17 protein-coding genes and 2 riboswitches are annotated in these 19,684 nt (G+C 68.1%); of the genes, 8 read left to right on the forward strand and 9 right to left on the reverse strand.

Annotated features, from left to right (window positions below; all coding sequences use genetic code 11):
• Positions 1-113: 113 nt before the first annotated feature.
• Positions 114-1,211, forward strand: coding sequence for an EAL domain-containing protein (locus tag QFZ23_RS22810; RefSeq protein ID WP_306926489.1), 1,098 nt, complete (start codon positions 114-116; stop codon positions 1,209-1,211).
• Positions 1,212-1,227: 16 nt separating this feature from the next.
• On the opposite strand, the gene QFZ23_RS22815 is transcribed toward QFZ23_RS22810, so the two are convergent.
• The 3 genes from QFZ23_RS22815 to QFZ23_RS22825 are packed head-to-tail and all read right to left on the reverse strand — an operon-like array spanning position 1,228 to position 5,232.
• Complete coding sequence (locus QFZ23_RS22815) at positions 1,228-2,277, reverse strand: PLP-dependent cysteine synthase family protein (protein ID WP_306926491.1); 1,050 nt, start codon at positions 2,275-2,277, stop codon at positions 1,228-1,230.
• Complete coding sequence (locus QFZ23_RS22820) at positions 2,274-3,902, reverse strand: aromatic amino acid ammonia-lyase (protein WP_373427954.1); 1,629 nt, start codon at positions 3,900-3,902, stop codon at positions 2,274-2,276. The genes QFZ23_RS22815 and QFZ23_RS22820 overlap by 4 nt, the downstream gene beginning before the upstream one ends.
• A 34-nt stretch (positions 3,903-3,936) precedes the next feature.
• Entirely contained in the window at positions 3,937-5,232 is a 1,296-nt protein-coding gene (locus QFZ23_RS22825) for an NtaA/DmoA family FMN-dependent monooxygenase (protein ID WP_373427915.1), read from the reverse strand.
• A gap of 207 nt (positions 5,233-5,439) precedes the next feature.
• Positions 5,440-5,554: riboswitch (SAM riboswitch) on the forward strand.
• Positions 5,555-5,567: 13 nt separating this feature from the next.
• On the opposite strand from QFZ23_RS22825, the gene QFZ23_RS22830 reads away from it, so the two are divergent.
• The 5 genes from QFZ23_RS22830 (at position 5,568) to QFZ23_RS22850 (ending at position 10,826) form a co-directional block, all read left to right on the forward strand.
• Positions 5,568-5,876 carry a DUF1737 domain-containing protein gene (locus QFZ23_RS22830; protein WP_306926496.1) on the forward strand — a complete coding sequence of 103 codons (309 nt, stop codon included), beginning with the start codon at positions 5,568-5,570 and terminating at the stop codon, positions 5,874-5,876.
• Positions 5,873-6,283, forward strand: a complete 411-nt coding sequence (locus QFZ23_RS22835; protein WP_306926498.1) for a rhodanese-like domain-containing protein — start codon at positions 5,873-5,875, stop codon at positions 6,281-6,283. The genes QFZ23_RS22830 and QFZ23_RS22835 overlap by 4 nt, the downstream gene beginning before the upstream one ends.
• A 1-nt stretch (position 6,284) precedes the next feature.
• Entirely contained in the window at positions 6,285-7,493 is a 1,209-nt protein-coding gene (locus QFZ23_RS22840) for an O-succinylhomoserine sulfhydrylase (RefSeq protein ID WP_306926500.1), read from the forward strand.
• A gap of 329 nt (positions 7,494-7,822) precedes the next feature.
• On the forward strand, positions 7,823-8,197 hold the full coding sequence (locus QFZ23_RS22845) for a YegP family protein (RefSeq protein WP_306926501.1): 375 nt from the start codon (positions 7,823-7,825) through the stop codon (positions 8,195-8,197).
• An 85-nt stretch (positions 8,198-8,282) separates the two neighbouring features.
• Positions 8,283-10,826, forward strand: a complete 2,544-nt coding sequence (locus QFZ23_RS22850) for an AMP-binding protein (protein ID WP_306926503.1) — start codon at positions 8,283-8,285, stop codon at positions 10,824-10,826.
• Here the strand turns inward: QFZ23_RS22850 and QFZ23_RS22855 are convergent.
• The 3 genes from QFZ23_RS22855 to QFZ23_RS22865 form a co-directional block, all read right to left on the reverse strand.
• The gene (locus QFZ23_RS22855) at positions 10,814-11,467 is read right to left on the reverse strand and encodes an aspartate/glutamate racemase family protein (RefSeq protein WP_306926505.1); all 654 of its coding nucleotides are present in this window, start codon (positions 11,465-11,467) and stop codon (positions 10,814-10,816) included. The two genes, QFZ23_RS22850 and QFZ23_RS22855, sit on opposite strands and share 13 nt — an antisense overlap.
• 198 nt (positions 11,468-11,665) lie before the next feature.
• The gene (locus tag QFZ23_RS22860; RefSeq protein WP_306926506.1) at positions 11,666-12,901 is read right to left on the reverse strand and encodes a glutamate--cysteine ligase 2; all 1,236 of its coding nucleotides are present in this window, start codon (positions 12,899-12,901) and stop codon (positions 11,666-11,668) included.
• Between the two features lie 122 nt (positions 12,902-13,023).
• The gene (locus QFZ23_RS22865; RefSeq protein WP_306926509.1) at positions 13,024-14,547 is read right to left on the reverse strand and encodes a UDP-N-acetylglucosamine 1-carboxyvinyltransferase; all 1,524 of its coding nucleotides are present in this window, start codon (positions 14,545-14,547) and stop codon (positions 13,024-13,026) included.
• A gap of 239 nt (positions 14,548-14,786) precedes the next feature.
• Between QFZ23_RS22865 and QFZ23_RS22870 the strand changes: the two genes are divergently transcribed.
• The gene (locus QFZ23_RS22870) at positions 14,787-15,779 is read left to right on the forward strand and encodes a hypothetical protein (RefSeq protein WP_306926511.1); all 993 of its coding nucleotides are present in this window, start codon (positions 14,787-14,789) and stop codon (positions 15,777-15,779) included.
• A gap of 32 nt (positions 15,780-15,811) precedes the next feature.
• Complete coding sequence (locus QFZ23_RS22875; RefSeq protein ID WP_306926513.1) at positions 15,812-16,306, forward strand: GNAT family N-acetyltransferase; 495 nt, start codon at positions 15,812-15,814, stop codon at positions 16,304-16,306.
• On the opposite strand, the gene QFZ23_RS22880 is transcribed toward QFZ23_RS22875, so the two are convergent.
• Genes QFZ23_RS22880 through QFZ23_RS22890 form a run of 3 tightly spaced genes read right to left on the reverse strand, consistent with a single transcriptional unit; the run spans position 16,303 to position 19,366 of the window.
• The gene (locus QFZ23_RS22880) at positions 16,303-17,106 is read right to left on the reverse strand and encodes an energy-coupling factor transporter transmembrane component T family protein (protein ID WP_306926514.1); all 804 of its coding nucleotides are present in this window, start codon (positions 17,104-17,106) and stop codon (positions 16,303-16,305) included. The two genes, QFZ23_RS22875 and QFZ23_RS22880, sit on opposite strands and share 4 nt — an antisense overlap.
• Positions 17,103-18,746 carry an ABC transporter ATP-binding protein gene (locus QFZ23_RS22885; RefSeq protein WP_306926515.1) on the reverse strand — a complete coding sequence of 548 codons (1,644 nt, stop codon included), beginning with the start codon at positions 18,744-18,746 and terminating at the stop codon, positions 17,103-17,105. Before QFZ23_RS22885 ends, QFZ23_RS22880 begins: the two co-directional genes overlap by 4 nt.
• Positions 18,746-19,366 carry an ECF transporter S component gene (locus QFZ23_RS22890; protein ID WP_306926517.1) on the reverse strand — a complete coding sequence of 207 codons (621 nt, stop codon included), beginning with the start codon at positions 19,364-19,366 and terminating at the stop codon, positions 18,746-18,748. The genes QFZ23_RS22885 and QFZ23_RS22890 overlap by 1 nt, the downstream gene beginning before the upstream one ends.
• Before the next feature lie 72 nt (positions 19,367-19,438).
• Positions 19,439-19,582: riboswitch (TPP riboswitch) on the reverse strand.
• Positions 19,583-19,684 lie beyond the last annotated feature (102 nt).

Here is a 19,684-nt window from a genome sequence, read left to right on the forward strand (position 1 = left end):
GGTGCCCCGCGTTGTAGTCTTCTTCCACGGCCAACTGCCCGTACCCGCAGGGGTACTGACACGCGGTCTGGTTCCGGGCTCAGCCGGAATGAGTACGTATAAAGGAATAGCCGATGTCTTGGGACGAGAACTCCCTTCCCGCATTGACGGATTCACTGCCCACGGGCCTGGGGGCCAAGGCAGTGCTGCCGGCGGACATAAGGGAAATGACTGTGCGCTGGCAAGCCCACCAGATCATCACTGAACTGCTCGCCGAATCAGATCCGGCCAGTGCGTGGACCCGCGCCCAGCTGCGCGCCCTGGTCGAGGCCCATCCGGATAATCCCGAACACGTGCTGCTCGAGCACCTCACCGCCACCACCGAGCTGGCTAACGCCGAAAACGGCGCCGTCCCGGTGAGCGAGCAATCCCAGGGCGTGGCTGCGCCTGAGCCTGTGCCCTTCACCCGGCGCAGCAGGAACCGGATTGAAGCCATCCTTGCCGACAAGATGCTGATGACCGCGTTCCAGCCGATCCGCCAGCTTCCGGAAGGCCATGTGATCGGGGTCGAGGCCCTGACCCGTTTCGTCAGCGACGACGGTGCCAGCGCGGACCACTGGTTCAATGAGGCAGAGTCCGTCGGGCTGGGCACCGACCTTGAACTCGCGGCACTGCACCGGGCCCTTTCTGCGGCGCAGGCCGTGCCCGATCACATGTTCATCGCCCTGAACCTGACACCGGCCACGTGTGCGGACCCAAGGATCCCGGGGCTGCTGGAACATTCCCAGCTGGCCATGGACCGGATTGTCATCGACCTCAATGGCGCGGTCCCCCTCGAGCTGTACCCGACGCTGACGGCCGCTATCGCCCCGCTGCGGCGCCGCGGACTGCGGATCGCCGTGAACGGCGCCGAGGTCGGCTTCACGTCCATGGATCAGGTCCTTGAACTTCACCCGGACGTCATCAAACTGGACCGGAGTTTCATCGCAGGCATCGAGGACTCCCCGGGCCAGCGCCTGAGGGCCGCGGCCATGGCCGAACTCGCCCGGTACATTGATGCCGCGATCGGTGCCCAGGGCGTGGAGACGCCGGAGGAACTCGAGGCCGTGACCGAACTTGGCATGGCCGCTGCGCAGGGCTACCTGCTGGGCAGGCCCTCCGTTCACCCGCTGGACTGGAATGGCTGGATCCGTTCCGAAACTGAGACGGCCACCAGCGGCCCGGCCTCCTGACGGGTTCCCGACGGCGCTAGTCCTCCGCGAGATCTGCGGCCAGGCGGATGTGGTTGTCCGCCAGCCACACAGGATTGAAGGCCTTGCTCTGGTAGTTGCTGCCCGTGTCCGGGGCGATCGCCACCACCACCGACCCGTGCGGCGCCGCCCTGGCCACCCGGAGCGCTGCCGCCACCGTCAGGCCCGAGGACGGCCCGAGGGACAGGCCCTCGTCGTTGACCAGCCGGTGCAGCGTGGTGTACACCTCGTCGTTCGGAATCCGCAGGAACCGGTCCAGCAGGCCGCGGTCGAAGACTTTCGGCCAGTCGGGTTTGGGCCAGGAGTTACCCACGCCGTCCACCAGGATCTGGCCCGGATGCCCGCCGCTGTAAACGGAGCCGTACGGGTCCGCGCCGATCACCTCCACATGCCCGCCGGACTTCTCCTTGAGGTACCGCCCGTTCCCGCTGATGGTGCCGCCGGTGCCCACTCCCGCGACGAAGTGCGTCACCCGGCCCGCCGTCTGCTCCCAGATCTCCGGCGCGGTCCCGTCATAGTGCGCCTGGGGGTTGGCCGGGTTGTCGAACTGCAGCGGACGCCAAGCGCCGGGAATTTCGGCCGTGATCCGGGCCGCGACCGCCCGCGCGTTCTCCGGTGAATCCGACGGCGCGCTCCAGTCCGTGAACACCACCCGCGCCCCGTAGCGGTTGAGGGCCTCCAGCTTCTCCGATGAAATGGAGTCACCCGTGACCACCACCACCGGATGGCCGGTCAGCGCCCCGATCAGTGCGAGCCCGATTCCGGTGTTCCCGGAGGTGCTTTCCACGATGGTCCCGCCGGGCTGCAGCTCGCCGCTGCGCTCTGCCGCCCGGACCATGCTCAACGCGGTCCTGTCCTTGATGGAACCGCCGGGGTTCTCCGATTCGAGTTTGACGAAGACAGTGCTCCCCAGCCCGCGGCTCAGCACGTCCAGTGGCACCAGCGGAGTGTTCCCCACCCGCGCCAGCACCGCACCGGCGTCCACGGCCGGATCCAGTATGGGCGCCACATGCCTTGGCTGGCCGCCGCTTCCTGTCACGGTGGTCATGAGTCTCCTCCCCCATCACCCGGACTGCGGTCATTCGGCCCGCCCTCATCCGGTACTCGTAATTCGGGCAGTGCTGCCAGCAGGTTCCCCAGGGCAGCACGCGCACTGTCAACCAGCACGGCCGCCGGCAGCTGCCCGGCCAGCAGCTCCGACAGCCGCGCCACTACGGCGCCGGTGCCGGCTCCGAGCTGCCGGATCTCCGCCTCCCGCAGATCCGTGCCCTGCGCCTCCGCCAACAGGTAGGAGGCCGTCAACGCCTCAATGGTGAGGAGCTTGGCCGCGGCCTCCACCGAGCGCTCCAGCTGCTGGAGGGCCAGCGGGGCCAGCGTGGAGTGGTCCTCCACGTCCGCGGACAGGGTGGGGGCACCGAGGGTGGCAGGCGACGCCAGGAACTTCAGCTCGGCCAGCAGGCCCGCGGCGGAGTACCAGAGCAGTCCCGGCAGGTCTTCGGACGCGAGCGGCGTGCCGGCCCGGGCCGCCTCGAGGTTGAGCTGCCGGATGAGGCGCTGCGGCGGATAAAGCTTGGCGATCCGCCGCTCGCTGCTGATTCCGACATGGGCGAGTCCAAGCCGCAGCGCCTCGAACGCCAGGGCCAGCTGCATGGGCTGGAAGTTTCCGCCGGACACCATCCGGCCCGACGCTATGTCCGTGAGGGGGTTGTCTCCCCTGCCGTTGAGCTCCACTTCGAGCGCCCCCGCCAGGGCCGTGACCTGGGCCCGGAACGCACCGTGCGTCTGCGGCGCGGCGCGGAAGGACAGGGCGTCCTGGACCGACACCTGCCGCCGCGGGTCCTCCAGCCAGCCGCCGCGCACCAGGCGCCGGACGTTGGCCGCCGAGACGCGCTGGCCGTCCACTGCCTTGGCCGACTGCACGGCTGGCGAGAACGGGCTGAGGTTCCCGCCGCCGTCGTACCTGGCAGTGGCCTCAAGCGACAGCGCCAGCGCAGTGTCCGCCAGATCGGCGAGCCACCGGATGCGGCGGAGCTCCAGCACACCGGCGCCGATCGAATAGGAGTTGGCGCTGACCAGCGCCAGGGCCTCGCCCGGCGCAAGGACCACCGGTTCCAGCCCCGCGGCGGTGAGCGCTTCCGCGCCGTCCTGCAGGCCGCCGTCAGGGGCAAGCGCCTGTCCCTCACCGATGGCGACGGCGGCAACCGCCGCCAGCTGGGTGAGGTCCGACGAACCGACAGACCCGTCGCGCGGTACGGCCGGCACCACACCCCTGTTGAGCAGCTCGGCATAGAAGCGGGCAGTCTCCGGACGCACCCCCGAGCCTCCACGGGTGAACCCGATGAGCCTTGCCAGGATGAGGGCGCGGACTTCATTCCGGTCCAGCAGCGCGCCGACGCCGCTGTGGTGGTAGCGCACCACCTGGAGCTGGAAGTCGAGGATGGATTCCTGCTCCACGGCAGTGTCGCGGCCGGAGCCGAGCAGGGTGTTCAGGCCGTAGACGCGGTGCCCGGAATCGATGGCCGCCTGCACCACCTCGCGGGAGAGGCCCACGAGCTCGAGGGCCTCGGCGCTGAGGACCACTTCCACTGCGGGATCGGCGGCCACCGCCGCCACGTCGTCGGCACGGATGTGGGCGGTGCCGATCAGGAACGTGCCGCGCCGGACCCCCGGCATCAGTCCGTCGTGCCCCCTGGCCCCTGCCATGACGCTAAAAGTCCAGCAGGTTCCGGCGGAGGCCGCCGTCGCCGTAGCTCGTCCGCAGCAGTCCCCGCCTCCGAAGCGCCGGCGCCAGTCTGTCCAGCACGCCGTGGATCGTGGCCGGATCCACGAAGCCGGAGAAGAGGAACCCGTCGCCGCCCACTGCCGCCCCGGTTTCCTCGAGGTAGTCGGCGATTTCATCGGCGGTGCCGATGATGCTGTCGCCGGCGCCGCCGCTGCGGGCCTGCAGGATCTGCCGCAGGGTGGAACCTGGCGGCGCGGCCTTGGAGAAGTGCTCCAGCGTGCCCTGGTTGCTGTTGGTGCTGAGCTCGGGGAGGGGCGCGTCAAGGTCGAACTGCTTGAAGTCGATGACGGACAGGTAGGAGATGGAGTTGAGCTGGCTGTCGATCTCCCGCTGCGTGAGCTCCCGGCGGGCAGCCCGCAGCTCCTCGGCTTCGGCCCGGGAACCGGTCACCGTGGGTTTCAGGACGAACAGCACCTTGACGTCGTCGGGGTTCCGGCCGGCCCCGGCGGCCTCCGCGCGGATGGAGTCCCGGTACGCCTTCATGCCGTCCACACCTCGGGCAAGGGCAATGGCAACATCCGCGTTCGCGCCGGCGAAGGCCTTGCCCCGCGGGGATGCCCCGGCCTGCACCAGCACGGGTTCCTCCGGCAGCGGTGCCGTGTTCAGCGGTCCCCGGACCTTGAAGAACTCCCCGTTGTGGTGGATCGGCCGGACCTTGGTGTGGTCCGCGAAGATGCCTGCCCGGGTGTCCTCAAGGATGGCGTCCGGTTCCCAGCTGCGCCAAAGCTTGCGCACAACGTCCACGAACTCCTCGGCCTTCTCGTAGCGGAGGTCGTGCTCGATCTGCTGGTCCAGCCCGTAGTTCTGCGCGGCAAGGTCGCTGCCCGAGGTCACCACGTTCCAGCCCAGCTGCCCGTTGGAGAAGTGCTGCAGCGTGGCCAGCAGCCGGGCCGCGGTGAAAGGCGGATAGAAAGAGGCGCTGATGGTGGGAACAATGCCGAGGTGCTCCGTGGCGGAGAGCAGGTACGGCACCAGGGCCAGCGGATCGTGCTTCGGTGCAAAGGACGCCTGCGCCAGCGAGACCTCCGCGCTGCCGCCGTAGGTGTCGGGGACGGTGAGCGAGTCCTCGATGATGAACAGGTCCAGCCCGGCCCGCTCGAACTCCCGGACCGCATGCTGGTAGGGGGCGGGCTTCTTCCAGTCATAGCCGATTCCATAGCCGGGCGTCCCCCAGCCCTGAACCCCGAAGCCATGGCCCACAAACCATCCAAAGTGCAGCATGGGAGTCACTGTATTCGCGGTCGAATCATTCACTGCGGCCTGGTTTCATCCGGCGTTACGGCGGGTCATCTCCCGTCATTATCCTCCCGGCCACAGGCTTTGTAACCGCAGCGCGGCGACTGCTGTGCCCAGCGGTGACTGGATGCGTTACGGAAGATGACGACGACGGCGGTGCGCACCGCCGTCGTCAGTGTTACGTTTCTGGGGAGTAATGAGTACCGGCATTAAGCCCTGACTGGCCGGTCGGCAACCCTCCTTCCACGGCGGGGTGCCTCAGGTGAATACTCGGCATATCGACCACTTCGAGCTGCAAGCGTGAGAAAAGGAGATCCGTCGTGTCAGACGCACCCGCCGTTGCAACGCTGCCGTCCCAGCAGGATAAACCTGAGGAAAAGCTGTCCTACCGCCTGATCACGGGGCCGGACGACCGTGCGTTCTGTGAGCGCATCTCGGCTGCCCTGGCCGAGGGATACGTGCTGCACGGCAGCCCTGCCGCCACCTTCAACGGCACCAGCGTCATCGTGGCCCAGGCCGTCATCCTGCCTGCCGCCATCGCCACCGCGGATGCCGCCGTCGCCACCGCCGTGGACCGGCTGGATTCGGACGATGACCTCAGTGAAGAAGCCTACGAGGGCCACGCATGAGCTACGCTGGAGACCTCACCCCGCAGGACGCGTGGGCCAAGCTCGAGGAGGGCGCCATCCTGGTGGATGTGCGCACCGAGGGCGAATGGGCGCACATCGGCATTCCGGACACCAAGGCCACGGAGAATGATCCCCTGTTTATCCAGTGGACCTTTCCCGGCGGCATTCCCAACCCCGACTTCGTCGAGCAGCTGAAGCAGCAGGCGCCTGAAGACACCCGGGTGGAGCTGCTGTTCCTGTGCCGCTCCGGCCAGCGCTCCATCGCCGCCGCCATCGCCGCCACACAGGCCGGATTCACCGCCTACAACGTCCTCGAAGGCTTCGAGGGCGAGCCCGACCGCTACGGTGAGCGCACCGTGAACGGCTGGAAGAACCGCGGCCTGCCGACGAACCTGGGAAAGAACTAAGTTGACCTTTAACCACGACGCCGCCGGCTGGAGCCCCGATACGCAGGCCGTCCGCGGCGGGCTTGACCGCACCAATTTCCAAGAGACCACCGAGCCCGTCTTCCTGAACTCCGGGTTTGTTTACGAGTCCGCCGCTGCCGCCGAGCGCGCCTTCACCGGCGAGGACGAACGCTTCGTCTACTCGCGCTACGGCAACCCGTCCGTGGCCACCTTCCAGGAACGTCTCCGGCTGCTCGAAGGCACGGAGGCGTGCTTTGCGACGGCGTCCGGCATGTCCGCTGTGTTCACGGCCCTTGGCGCCCTGCTCGGGGCCGGGGACCGGGTGGTCGCCAGCCGATCCCTGTTCGGCTCCTGCTTCGTGATCCTCAACGAAATCCTGCCGCGCTGGGGCGTGGAGACCGTATTCGTGGACGGTCCGGACCTCGAGCAGTGGCGCGCGGCCCTCTCGGTGCCCACCACGGCCGTCTTCTTCGAATCCCCGTCCAACCCGATGCAGGAAATCGTGGACATCGCCGCGGTCAGCGACCTCGCCCACGCCGCCGGCGCCAAGGTGGTGGCGGACAACGTCTTCGCCACCCCGCTGCTCCAGCGCTGCGGAGACCTCGGCGCTGACGTGATCGTCTACTCCGGAACCAAGCACATCGACGGCCAGGGCCGGGTGATGGGCGGCGCCATCCTGGGCACCAAGGAATTCATCGACGGGCCGGTCAAGCAGCTCATGCGCCACACCGGCCCGGCGCTCTCCGCGTTCAACGCCTGGGTGCTCACCAAAGGCCTGGAGACCATGGCGCTCCGCGTGAACCACTCCTCCGCCACGGCCCTGCGCCTGGCCGAATGGCTGGAGACCCAGCCCGCCGTCAACTGGGTGAAGTACCCGCTGCTCAAGTCGCACCCGCAGTTCGAACTGGCGGCCAAGCAGATGAAGGCCGGCGGCACCGTCCTCACGCTGGAGCTTGCGACGACGGCAGGACAGTCGGGCAAGGAAGCTGCCTTCGCGCTGCTGGACGCCCTGAAGATCATCGACATCTCCAACAACCTGGGCGACGCGAAGTCACTGATCACCCATCCCGCCACCACGACGCACCGGGCCATGGGGCCGGAAGGACGCGCCGCGATCGGGCTGAGCGATGGAGTGGTGCGGCTGTCCGTGGGCCTGGAAGATGCGGATGACCTCATCGCGGACCTGGAGCAGGCGATCAAGCAGATCTGACCTTTTACGGATCTGACGTCGCTGGATCTGGCTGTTTCTTACTTCCAATGGCGGGCTGTGAACGTGCGTTGAGCTGCACGTCTCTTCGTTTCGGGCGTCCTTGAGAACGGGACTGCGGCACGGTTTAGTGGGTGGACAGGCAGGGTTTACCCAGGGTTTACACGGATAGTGTTGTTAGGCTCCGTGTGCACTGGGCAGACTCTAATAACACCGATGAACCGATCAAACCACTGTCGGTTCACCACCCACCCGAGGACAGACGCAGCGATGCGTTCGGGGCCGCTGCCGCGAAGACGCTGCGCGCAGCCTCCCTGACCGGAAGGACCGCCATGGCCGGAGTATTTGAAGTTTTTCTTGATGCAGAGTCCCAGTTCCGGTTCCGGCTGAAGGCCCCCGATGGCACCGTGCTGGCGATTTCCACACCGTTCGAGGACAAGCGCGCGGCCGCGGCCGGGATCGCCGACGTACGCGAATGCGCCGGGACGGGGCTCATCACGGATCTCTCCCCGGCGGCACCCCAGGTCACGGCCAACGCCGCAAAGCAAGGACGTGCTGTGCCGCAGGTGCCTGCCCAGGCGCCCCTGTCGGCACGGGCCGACCACCGCAGGCAGGGATTCGGCACCAAGCGCGTACCGTCGGATGCCACCGGAACGCCGCTGCGCAGGCCGGCGGCAGCGCCGGCCCGGTGGACCGGGGCGGCCTAGCCGCCGACAGGGACTGGGCATTGCACGGCGTAACAGGCGGCCCGACGGTTTTACTTAGGTAAGGCTTAACTAATATCATCTTGCGGTGACCACGCAGCTTGATTTCGCGCGGGTGCCCTTCGCCGCCGATCTCGCGGGCCACGGGGACAGGCCCGCCATTCTCACCGACAATTTCACTCTCACCTACCGGGAACTGGCCGACAGGGTTGATGCCCTCGCACTCCGGCTGGGCACCCAGCGGCGCCTGGTGGCACTGGCTGCGGCGAACGACGTCGACTCCCTGGTGGCCTACCTCGCTGCCCTGGTTGCCGGCCACCCGCTGATCCTGCTTCCGGAGGACAAGCCGGCGGCGCTCGAGTCCCTGGTGGCCGCGTACGACCCCGACGTCGTGTTGCGTTCCGCCAACGGACAGACGCTGCTCGAGGAACGCAGGGCGGGCACCCGGCACGAACTCCATCCGGACCTCGCGCTTCTGCTCAGCACCTCCGGTTCCACGGGCTCGCCGAAGCTGGTGCGCCTGTCCGCCACCAATCTGCAGGCCAATGCGGAGTCGATTGCCGAGTACCTGAAGATCGGCCCGGCAGACCGCGCCGCAACCACCCTGCCGATGTCCTACTGCTACGGGCTGTCCGTGATCAACAGCCACCTGCTCCGGGGTGCGGGCCTGGTGCTCACCGACCTGTCCGTTGTTGATCCGTGCTTCTGGGAGCTTTTCCGCACCAGCGGGGCAACGTCGTTCGCCGCGGTGCCCTACACCTTCGAACTGCTCGAACGCGTGGGCTTTGCCGGGATGGACCTCCCTGGCCTGCGGTATGTCACCCAGGCCGGAGGCCGGCTCGCCCCCGAACGCGTACAGGGCTACGCCGAACTCGGCCGCCGGAAGGGCTGGGAACTGTTCGTCATGTACGGCCAGACGGAGGCCACCGCCCGGATGGCCTACCTTCCGCCCGGGCTGGCCGCCGAACACCCCGGCGCCATTGGCATCCCGGTGCCGGGCGGCGCCTTCCGCATCGAGCACGTGCCCGGCCTCGAGCACGGCGAACTCGTCTACACCGGGCCCAATGTCATGCTCGGCTACGCGGAGACACCGGAGGATCTCGGCGCCGGCCGCACGGTCCACGAACTCCGCACCGGGGATCTGGCCAGGAAGCACCCGGCCGGCGTCTACGAAGTGGTGGGGCGGCGCAGCCGGTTCGTCAAGATCGTTGGCCTCCGGGTTGACCTCGGCCAGGTGGAGCGCATCCTGGCCGACCTCGGCGTTGAAGCGGCGAGCGCTGGCACGGACCAGGGCCTCGTCGTCGCGGTCGAGGGCAGCCACGACACGCAGCTGCTGGCCAAGGTCCTCGCGCAGGGCATCGGGCTGCCCCGTGCGGCCCTGGAGCTGCACGTCGTCGAGCATCTCCCCCGCCTGGCCACCGGCAAAGTGGACTACCCGGCGGTCCTTGCACTGTCACAAACTGCCATGCCACAACCGGAGCCGGCCGGCTCCGGACCGGACGACGTGCGCCGGATCTTCCGCGAGACCCTGGAGCGCACGGACATCGGCGACGGCGACACGTTCGTCTCGCTCGGCGGCGACTCGCTGTCCTACGTGGCCACGTCCGTCCGCCTGGAGCAGCTGCTGGGGCACCTCCCGCCGGATTGGCACGTGACGCCGGTCCGCGACCTGGAGCAGCACCCGGGGAAAAAGCCTGCCGGGAGGATGCGTCGGTTCTTTGCCCCGCTCGAAACCAGCATCGTGCTCAGGGCCGTGGCCATCGTGCTCATCGTCGGCACCCACGTGGGGCTGATGAAATGGCCGGGAATGGCCCACGTGCTCATGGCGGTGGCCGGCTACAACTTCGCCCGGTTCCAGCTCAGCGGGGAACGCCTTCCGCGGTTCAGGCGCCAAGTCACCAGCCTGGCACGGGTGGCGGTGCCCAGCATGGCCTTCATCGGAGTGGCCTACCTGATCACCGACCGGTACACCGTCGCCAATGTCCTGCTCCTCAACTCCGTGATCGGCCCCGAAGCCGTGACCACGCAGTGGCATTTCTGGTTCATCGAGGTGCTGGTCTACATCCTCCTGGGCATGACGGCGCTGCTGGCCATCCCCTGGGCGGACCGGGCGGAGCGGCGGTTCCCGCTGCTCTTTCCGCTTGCCCTCACTGGCCTCGCGCTGCTCTCGCGTTATGACATCGTTGATCCCGGCATCCCCCACCCGTCGCCAACCCTGTGGCTGTTTGTCCTGGGGTGGTGCGTTGCTCGGACCCGGACATGGATCCAGCGGTGTGCGGTGTCAGTCCTCGCGATCCTCACGGTCCCCGGATACTTCTTCGGGGACACACACCGTGAGCTGACACTTGTTGCGGGGATCCTGCTGCTCACCTGGCTGCCCACCGTCCCCGTGCCCAGGGGCCTGCAGCGGCTGGCGGTCCTCCTGGCCAGCGCCTCCCTCTACGCGTACCTCGTGCACTGGCTGGTCTACCCCCTGCTGGATGCGGTCAGCCCGGCGCTTGCCGTGGCAGCGTCCCTGGCGGCCGGGGTGGCCTACTGGGCGCTGTGCACGCGTGTCATGGGCGCCTTTGGCCGGGGTGGCTGGAAGCCACTCCGGGACAGGCTCAAGCGGCCGAAGGCTCAAACCGCCTGAAGCTCGCGGGATGCCACGGCGGAGATGAGCATGGAGCCGGCCGCCGTGACGGGGTCAATGACAGGTATCCCGAGCCTGCGCCGGAGGACGTCCGTCATGCCGATGCTCGTCAGGCCTGTGCTGGCCTCCAGGATGACGTCCGCTCCGGCGTCCACCAGCATGTGGGCAGCTGCGAGCGCGTCGAAGATGCCCGTCGGAAGCAGGAAAGCGTCGGGCGTCTCCACGCTCTCGGGGCCGTCGATCAGGAGCACGCGGTCACCCAAGGCATCGGAAATGGGACCCGGCACTGAGTGCTTCAGGCCCAGCACGCCCACCCGGCCGCCGAAGGCGAGGGCTGCCGCTGCGGCTGCGGAGCCGGCGCCGATCACGGGGATGTCCAGCAGGGCGCGCGCCTCCGGCAAACCGGGATCGGCGGCGCAGCTGATGACCAGGGCGTCGACGTCCGGCGCCATGTCCAGCGCGAGTTCCACCACCTTCGGTACGGCACGCTGCAGCGAGTCAGCGTCATAAACTCCCGAAGGCTGGTCCGGAATGCACCGCGTTGTGACATCGAACCCGAAGGTCTCGCGCAGCAGCCTTCCGTGAGAGTTGAGCAGACGCCGGTCTGTGGTGGTCATAGCCCTGATGATTCCTACGCGCATGGTCCGTTCCTTCCCCCGGGCGGTACTTGTGGTTCCACACTAGCCAGCAGACATTTCAGGCGGTTTACCGGAAAATGACCATCGGAAACATCCCCGCACCACCAGCGCGAACGGACAGATAAGGCCCTAAAAAAGCTCGGGAAAGGGCCCCAAGTGTCCGTTCGCGCTCCCGGTTCGCGGCTGGAGGGAGTGCGCGGGTCAGAGCTGCCGGACGCGCAGCAGTTCCGGAGCGCGGTCAGCGTCGGGGTCCGCGTCTCCCACCGTTCCCTTCAGCGTGGCCCGTACGGCGTGCGCGACGACGGCACCCAGCCCGCCGTCGTCGGGCTCTGCTTTGTCCATCACCACCTGCCGGACGTTGCGCTGCTCAGCCGCGCCGGTGCCGCGCGCGAAGATGTCCTCGATGCCCTGCCGGGCAAGGTCCAGCTCGCCATTCTCGGCCAGGACCGGCTCCAGGAAATCGACCAGCGAGCGCACCACGTCCCCGGCGGGCGCCGGCCGGAAGCTGCCGAAGTCCAACAGTTCACCGCGCAGGCCAAAGTTGCTGGCCTGCCATGCGGCCATCCGGAGCAGCACCGTCGGCACGGGCGCCGGCTCCACACCCTCGCGCCATTCCCGGCACGCCGACTCCACGAGCGCACGGACCAGGACGGCAATCAGCGCGGCATCCTCGGCACGGAGGCAGACGTCCGCCACCCGCACCTCCACGGTGGGATGATTCCGGGAGAGGCGCGCGTCGAAGTAGATCATGCCCTCGTCCAGCACCACGCCGCTGTCCAGCAGCCGGGTCACCACCCGGCGGTAGGAGGACAGGCTGCCGTAAATGGCGGACGGGCCCGACGACGGCCAGCGGTTCCACGCCTGCGTCCGGTAGCTCTCGAATCCGGTTTCCACGCCGTTCCAGAACGGTGAGTTGGCGCTGAGCGCGATCAGGACGGCCAGCTTGTCCCGGATCCTGTCGAGCACGGCCACGCCTTCGTCCGGGGATTCGATGTAGGTGTGGACGTGGAAGCCGCAGGTGAGCTGTTCCTGGGCGGTCAGGCCGAACCGTTCCAGCATTTTGGCGTAGCGCGGATCCGGCGTGGTGTGGCTGGAGAGGGCCAGCGGTGAGGTGGCCAAGGCGGCAATCCGCGCACCGTGGCCCTGTGCGGCTTCGTCCGCAAGTGCCCTGCCGGCACGGATCTGGCGCAGCAGTTCCCTATGGTCCAGGCACGGACGCGTCTGGGTCTCGATCTGTTCAAGCTTGAGTTCGGCGCTCAAGCCCATTTCGTCGTCGTCGCACTTGGTTTCGGCCACCTTCTTCACCAGCCGGGGCTTGCCCGGGGCGTCGTCGGCGGCGAGTTTGCGGCCCGCCAACATGGCATCGGCGAGCGCCAGCGGTTCCCCGCTGTCCGGATCAACGATCAGGAGCTCTTCCTCCACGCCAAAAGTCCGCATGCCTACATTGTGCGCCAGACCAACGAAAACGTCCCCGACATGACGAAGCGCGAACGGACACTTGTGGCCCTTAACCGGCAGGTCAAAGGGGGCTTAAGTGTCCGTTCGCGCTCGAAGTGGGGTCAGTCCTGGAAGTACTCGATTTTGGCGCCGATGGTATTGAGCCGCTCGGCGAGGTCCTCGTAACCGCGCTCAATGACGTAGATGTTGCGCAGCTCGGACACTCCGCGGGCCGCCAGCATGGCCAGCAGCAGGCAGGCAGCCGGACGCAGCGCGGGCGGGCAGCCCACCTCCGCGGCGCGCCACCGGGTGGGGCCGTTGACATAGATCCGGTGCGGGTCCAGCAGCTGCACCCGGGCGCCCAGCTTGTTCAGCTCCGTCAGGTAGATGGCGCGGTTCTCGTAGACCCAGTCGTGGATCATGGTCTGGCCCTCGGCGTTGCCGGCGATCACCGCGAAGAACGGCAGGTTGTCGATGTTCAGCCCGGGGAACGGCATCGGGTGGATCTTGTCCTCGGGCGCACGCAGCTCGGAAGGCTTGGTGGTCACGTCCACCAGCCGTGTGCGCCCGTTGCGGGCCATGTACTCACCGGACACCTCCAACTGCTGGCCCATCTGCTCCAGCGTGGCCAGCTCGATCTCCATGAACTCAATGGGCACGCGGCGGATGGTCACCTCGGAGTTGGTGACGACGCCGGCGGTGATGAGGCTCATCGCCTCGATGGGGTCTTCCGAGGGGAAGTACTCGATGTCGACGTCGATGGTCGGCTTGCCGGTGATCTTCAGCGTGGTGGTCCCGACGCCGTCGATCTCCACGCCCAACCGCTGCAGGTAGAAGCAGAGATCCTGGACCATGTAGTTGGGGCTGGCGTTGCGGATGACCGTGGTGCCGCGCCGGTGGGCAGCCGCCATGATGGCGTTTTCGGTCACGGTGTCGCCGCGTTCGGTCAGCACGAAGGAGCGGTCGAGGTCGTCGGTTGGGGGTGCCTGCACGGAGTAGAAGCCTGAGCTGGCCTCCACGGACAGGCCGAACTGCCGCAGTGCCTGCATGTGCGGCTCCACGGTGCGGATGCCCAGATCGCAGCCGCCGGCGTAGGGCAGCCGGTATTCATCCGTCTCATCAAGCAGTGGACCGAGCAGCATGATGACGCTGCGGGTCCGGCGTGCGGCCTCGACGTCCATGGAGGCCAGGTCAAGGTCCGCGGGACGGCGCAGGCGGAGGTCGTTGCCGTTGAGCCAGGTGCATTCGACGCCGATGCTGCTCAGAACCTCGACGATGCGGTTGACTTCCTCGATGCGGGCCAGCCGGCGCAGCGTCGTGGTGCCGCGGTTGATGAGGCTGGCGCAAAGAAGAGCGACGCCGGCGTTCTTGCTGGTGTTGACGTCAACGGAGCCCGAAAGCGTCCGCCCGCCCTCCACGCGGAGGTGGGTCATCTGGGGTTTTCCGAGTTGGACGATGCTGCGGCCGAAGATCGCCTCCAGGCGCTGGATCATCTTCAGGCTCAGGTTTTGTTTGCCCTGTTCCATGCGGGCCACGGCACTCTGGCTGGTGCCAAGTTCCGCGGCAAGCTGGCCTTGGGTCCACCCCTTCTGGCCGCGGGCGTCGCGGAGCAGAAGGCCGACGTGTTCAGCGGTCTGTTGAGTCATGGATAAAATATATCAGGTATGAGTTATCTAGTCGCCTCCTGTGCGGATATTGCGCACCGGACGCCCTTGATGTACCCGTTACACGCATAAACTTTCAGTAACGGGCTGGAGTCGTGTGACAGAATCCGTGGAGGCGCCTGAGTGCCCAGTCAAGCGCCCGCTGCCCGCCTTGACCACGGGGCGTACCCGGGAGCAAGCTAGCGGTACCTGTTGCGGCCATAGGGGAACGGGAGGCCGCCGTGTCCATTTTCAGCTCCGCTGTGCTAACCAGGAGGCGCCCCGTCGGGCGCCGGGCTTCAGCGCTGCTGTCCTTCATGGTCGCGACCGCCGTGGGTTTTATCCCGGGACCGAGGCTCGACGACGGCGCGCCGCCGGCACCCGAAACAACCGTCACCCGGGCATCACCCAAGGCTTCCGCCACTCCCGGCGACGCCCCGCAGGCGCAGCCGCCCGCGTCCCGGCAAGCCCCGCAGCCGGCGGACCGGCAACCCACGCGGCAGCCGTCAGGGTCCGCCCCGACCCTGCCTGGCAACGAAGCCCTGCTGGGCAATGACGTCTCCTGGCCGCAGTGCACCAGCGACCTGCCTGACGACCCCGCGTTCGCGATTGTCGGAGTCAACAACGGGCTGGCGAACACCACGAACCCATGCCTCCACCAGCAGCTTGACTGGGCGGATGACTCGGGCGGCGGTACCGGCCAGCCGCGCCTGGCGCTCTACGTGAACACGGCCAACCCGGGTCTGCGAGGCTCCTGGTGGCCGACGAACAACGAGTACGGCGGCGAGGTCGTGGCCAACTCCTACGGCACTTGCCAGGGGCAGGAGGACGCGGCGTGCGCCTATGTGTACGGGTACGCGAAGGCCTTCGACGACGCCTACCTCCGCACCATCCCCGAGCCTGAGACGTACCTCTGGTGGCTGGACGTGGAGACGGGCAACAGCTGGTCAGGCGACAGGAACGCAAACCGGGCGGCCCTCGAAGGCATGGCCGACTTTTTCCACAGCATAGGCGCCAGAGTGGGAATCTACTCCTCCGCCCGGCAGTGGGGGCAGATCGTGGGCGAAGTGGGATCGGCCAGTAGCCTCTACTCCCTGCCAAGCTGGCTCGCCGGAGCGCACACCGCCGCCGAGGCCAACAGCCTGTGTTCCGCGGCGCCCCTCACCGCAGGGGGCAACGTGGTCCTCACCCAGTTCGTGGCCGACGGCTTCGACCACGACCACTCCTGCATCTGAGGTCCACGGCTGGCAACATTAGACTCGGCCCCATGGATCACACCTGCAGCGTCCGCCAGGCCGCATCCGAAGACGCTGAGGCGCTGGCCCGGCTCCACCTGGAATGCTGGCGCGAAACCTACGCACACCTGCTTTCACCAGGCTTTATGGCCACGCAGGGCGTGGAAGGACGGCTGGCCATGTGGCGGCACCTCCTGGCCGGCCCGCATGCGGCCCGCCAGTACGTAGCGGTCGACGGCGCCAACCTGGTGGGGTTTGCCGGCTCGCTTCCGCCCGAGGACGGGGTGCGGGAGCAGACCGAGCTCTGGGGCATCTATCTCCTCGCCTCCCACCATGGCCTCGGGCTCGGCCAGGCACTGCTCGATGCCGCGATCGGGAATGAGCCGGCTGCGCTGTGGGTCGCCGAGGAGAACCCGCGCGCCCAGGCCTTCTACCAGCGCAACGGCTTCGTCTTCACCGGCGCCCGGGACACGATCGAGGACTGGGAAGGGCTGGCCGAGGTCCGGATGGTGCGGCCTGCGGGTTAGGAGCCTTCCAGCCACACCATGTTCCATGTGCCCGCCCACAGTGCGGCGGCCACGGCGCCGGCAGCAATGAGGACGCCGCCGAGCAGCACCCAGATGTCCAGCACACTGTAGGTGGACACGCGCGCCCAGGTCCGGCTGGCCCCGCCGAATCCCCGGGCCTCCATGGTCACGGCAAGCCGCGTGGCCCGGCGGATAGCCTGGACCAGGAGGCCGAAGCTCTGTCCCAGGGTGGCCCGCATCCGCTGCCACGGGTTGCCGCGGGATCCGACGCCGCGGGCGCGCCGGGCCATGCCGATGGTCTGCCATTCCTCGGCCATCAGCCCGACCAGCCGCATCGCGGCCAGGGTCCCCAGCACAAAACGATGCGGCAGCCGGGCCTTCTGGGCGAGAGCGTCCGCCAGGTCGGTGGGATCAGTGCAGCTCATCAGCAGCACCGCAGGCAGGGCGATGGCCAGGCCCCGCAGCAGAAAACCCAGCCCCAGCTGAAGGGAACCTTCGCTCATGGACCAGAGGCCGACGTCGAGCAGTATCCTTCCGCTGTCCGGCGCCAGGATGGACGTGCTCCAGCCGCCCACAGCTGCAGCCAGGATCAGCGGCCAACCGCGCTGCCACAGCAGCGAAAACGTCAACCCGGCCAGCGGAAAGACCAGGAGCTCGCACGCGAGCGCCACCGAGGCGGACATCCAGTCGATGGACAGCGCCAGGACCAGGGTGATCAGGAAGACGGCAGCGAATTTGGCCAGCGGGTTGGCGCGTGTCAGCACTGCGCGGTTTCCGGCGAGTGTCAGTGCGTCCCTCATGTCGCCGCCTGTTCTGAAGTTGGTTCGGCGTCTGAAGTTGGTTCGGCGGGTCTGGGCTCGGGCCGGCCGCCGGAGCCCAGCCGCAGCTCGGTGCCGCCGAGCACATGGGTGAACTCCTCGTCATGCGTCACGGACACGACGGCCGTGCCGGCGTCGAGCAGCTCGGAAAGGAATGAGGCAAGCTCCGCCCAAGTGTTGGCGTCCTGGCCGAAGGTGGGCTCGTCCAGGACCAGCACCTGCGGGTGAGCGGCCAGGACAGTGGCCACGGACAGCCGGCGTTTCTCCCCGCCGGACAAGGTGTACGGGTTGGCGTCCACGAGATGCGTGAGGCGAAGGCGCTCCAGCAGCTCGTCGACGCGGTCTTCGCCGTGGCCCAGATGGCGCGGGCCGAACTGCAGCTCGTCCAGGACGCGGCCGGTGACGAACTGGTGCTCGGGTTCCTGGAACACCGTGCCGATCCGGGCGATCAGCTGCTCGGCCCTCCACTTGTACGGGTCAATTCCGGCTCCGCCGCTCAGCTCAACAGTCGCGGAGACCTTGCCGTCCACCGGCGGCAGCAGCCCGGCGAGGGTCAGCGCAAAGGTGGACTTGCCGGCACCGTTGGGACCCGTGACGGTCAGCGCCTCCCCCGCCCGGACCTGTGCCGTGACGTCCCGCAGTACGGGCTCGGGCGGTACGGAACGGAATCCGCGGCGCCGGGGCCGTTCCCGCGACACTGCGAGCTTTTCGGCGGCGAGCAGCAGCCGGCCGCTGTCAATGCCGGGGATACCGGCAGCCAAACGGCGCCGGGTTTCGGGGACGTAGCCCGGGACCCAGACACCGGCGGCGGTAAGCATCCCGCGGGCCTGTTCGAGGACCTCGTCCGGCGTCCCGTCGATAAGCACCGCGCCGTTCGCGGTGGACCCTGGCTGCAGGACCACGATGCGGTCCACGAGATCTTTCCAGGCCGCGACCCGGTGCTCCACCACCACCATGGTGGCCCCCGTCTTGTCGAGGCAGCGGCCCACGGCGTCCCGGACCTCCAGGACGCCGGCAGGGTCGAGGTTCGCGGTCGGCTCATCCAGCAGGATGAGTCCCGGACGCATCGCCAGGATGCCGGCGAGCGCCAGGCGCTGCTTCTGGCCGCCGGACATGGCCGACGTCGGGTGGTTCAGCGGCAGGTGTGACAGTCCGACGTCGTCCAGTGCCTCGTGCACGCGGCGCCAGATCTCGTCGCGTGGAACGGAGAGATTCTCGGCGCCGAAGGCGACGTCGTCGCCGAGGCGGGAGAGGACCACCTGGGTTTCCGGGTCCTGCTGCATGAGTCCGGCACGGCCTCGTTGGGCGCGTGGAGGCGCGCCGTCGATGAGGAGCTCGCCGCTCTCGTCGGCGTCGTCGCGGTCCGGCGCCCCGGTGTCAAGGGTCCCGGCGTCATCAGCGGAACTGCTGCCCGCGTCGCTGTCCCCCAGCACGCCGGCCAGGGCGTGGAGCAGCGTGGACTTGCCGGCCCCGGACGGGCCCAGCAGCAGGACGCGTTCGCCGGGGCGGATGTCCAGGTCCAGGGCGTGAACGGCGGGTTTGGTGCGGCCGGCGTGGCGCCAGCCCCACCCGCGGGCGTGTACCGCGGCGGGGCGGACGCCGCCGTCGTGGGATGCGGGCATCAGTTGAAGACGGGCTCCGTAGCTGCCTTGCGGGACGCGAAGGAACTCAGCACGCCCGTCTTGGCCAGGCCGCGGGTGGCGATCCAGGACAGGGCCCCGGCGATGATCGCGCCGGAGATGGACGTGAAGATGATGTACGCGAGCTTGTCGCCGGCGGTGTAGGCGATGTTCCAGCCCCACGGTGCGAACGAGTCGTTGAGGCCGCAGAACAGCCCGGCGCCGGCACCCGCAAGCAGCGAAGCCGGGAGGTTGAACTTCCGGTACACCAGAGCGGCGAACACGAGCTCCGCGCCCAGGCCCTGAAGGACACCGGAGATCAGCACCGTGGTGCCGTACTGCGAGCCCATGAGGAGCTCGCCCGTGGCAGCCACCGTTTCGCAGAACAGCGCCGCACCGGGCTTGCGGATGATGAGCATGCCCAGGACCGCCGGAATCATCCAGCCGCCGGCGTACAGGCCGGTCAGCGGCGGGTAGACGGCGTTGACCGGGGTGGAGATGAGGTTGGCACCCTGGGACCAGGCCCAGAAGATCACGCCGCCGGCGACGGCAATGAGCGCCGCCACCACGATGTCGGCCACGCGCCAGTTGTAGCTCGTCTTCTTGATTGCTGCAGTTGTCATGATGGTCCTCCTGAGGAACAGGAGGGGAAAGCGTTCCCCCGACTGCCGGCGGCTGGGCCACCTGCTGCCGGGCACTCTGAGAACTCGACTCCCTTGCGCCGGTACTAGCCGGATCAGGTTCGAGGGTCTGCGGCTGTCCGCACTCTCAGCGCCCATCCGCGGTTGCGCTGGCAGTTGCCTTTGCATCCCGACGGCGGCGCTCCCCTGTCGTGATAAATCTGCCCTTGTGGGCTGGTCCAGTTTACACCTCGGCGACCCCGAAAACCCCGGGGCGCCGTCACAAACCGGAAGCCTTCCTGCGCTGTCCGGACGGCCGTC

Source organism: Arthrobacter globiformis, assembly GCF_030818015.1.
GTDB lineage: Bacteria > Actinomycetota > Actinomycetes > Actinomycetales > Micrococcaceae > Arthrobacter > Arthrobacter globiformis_C.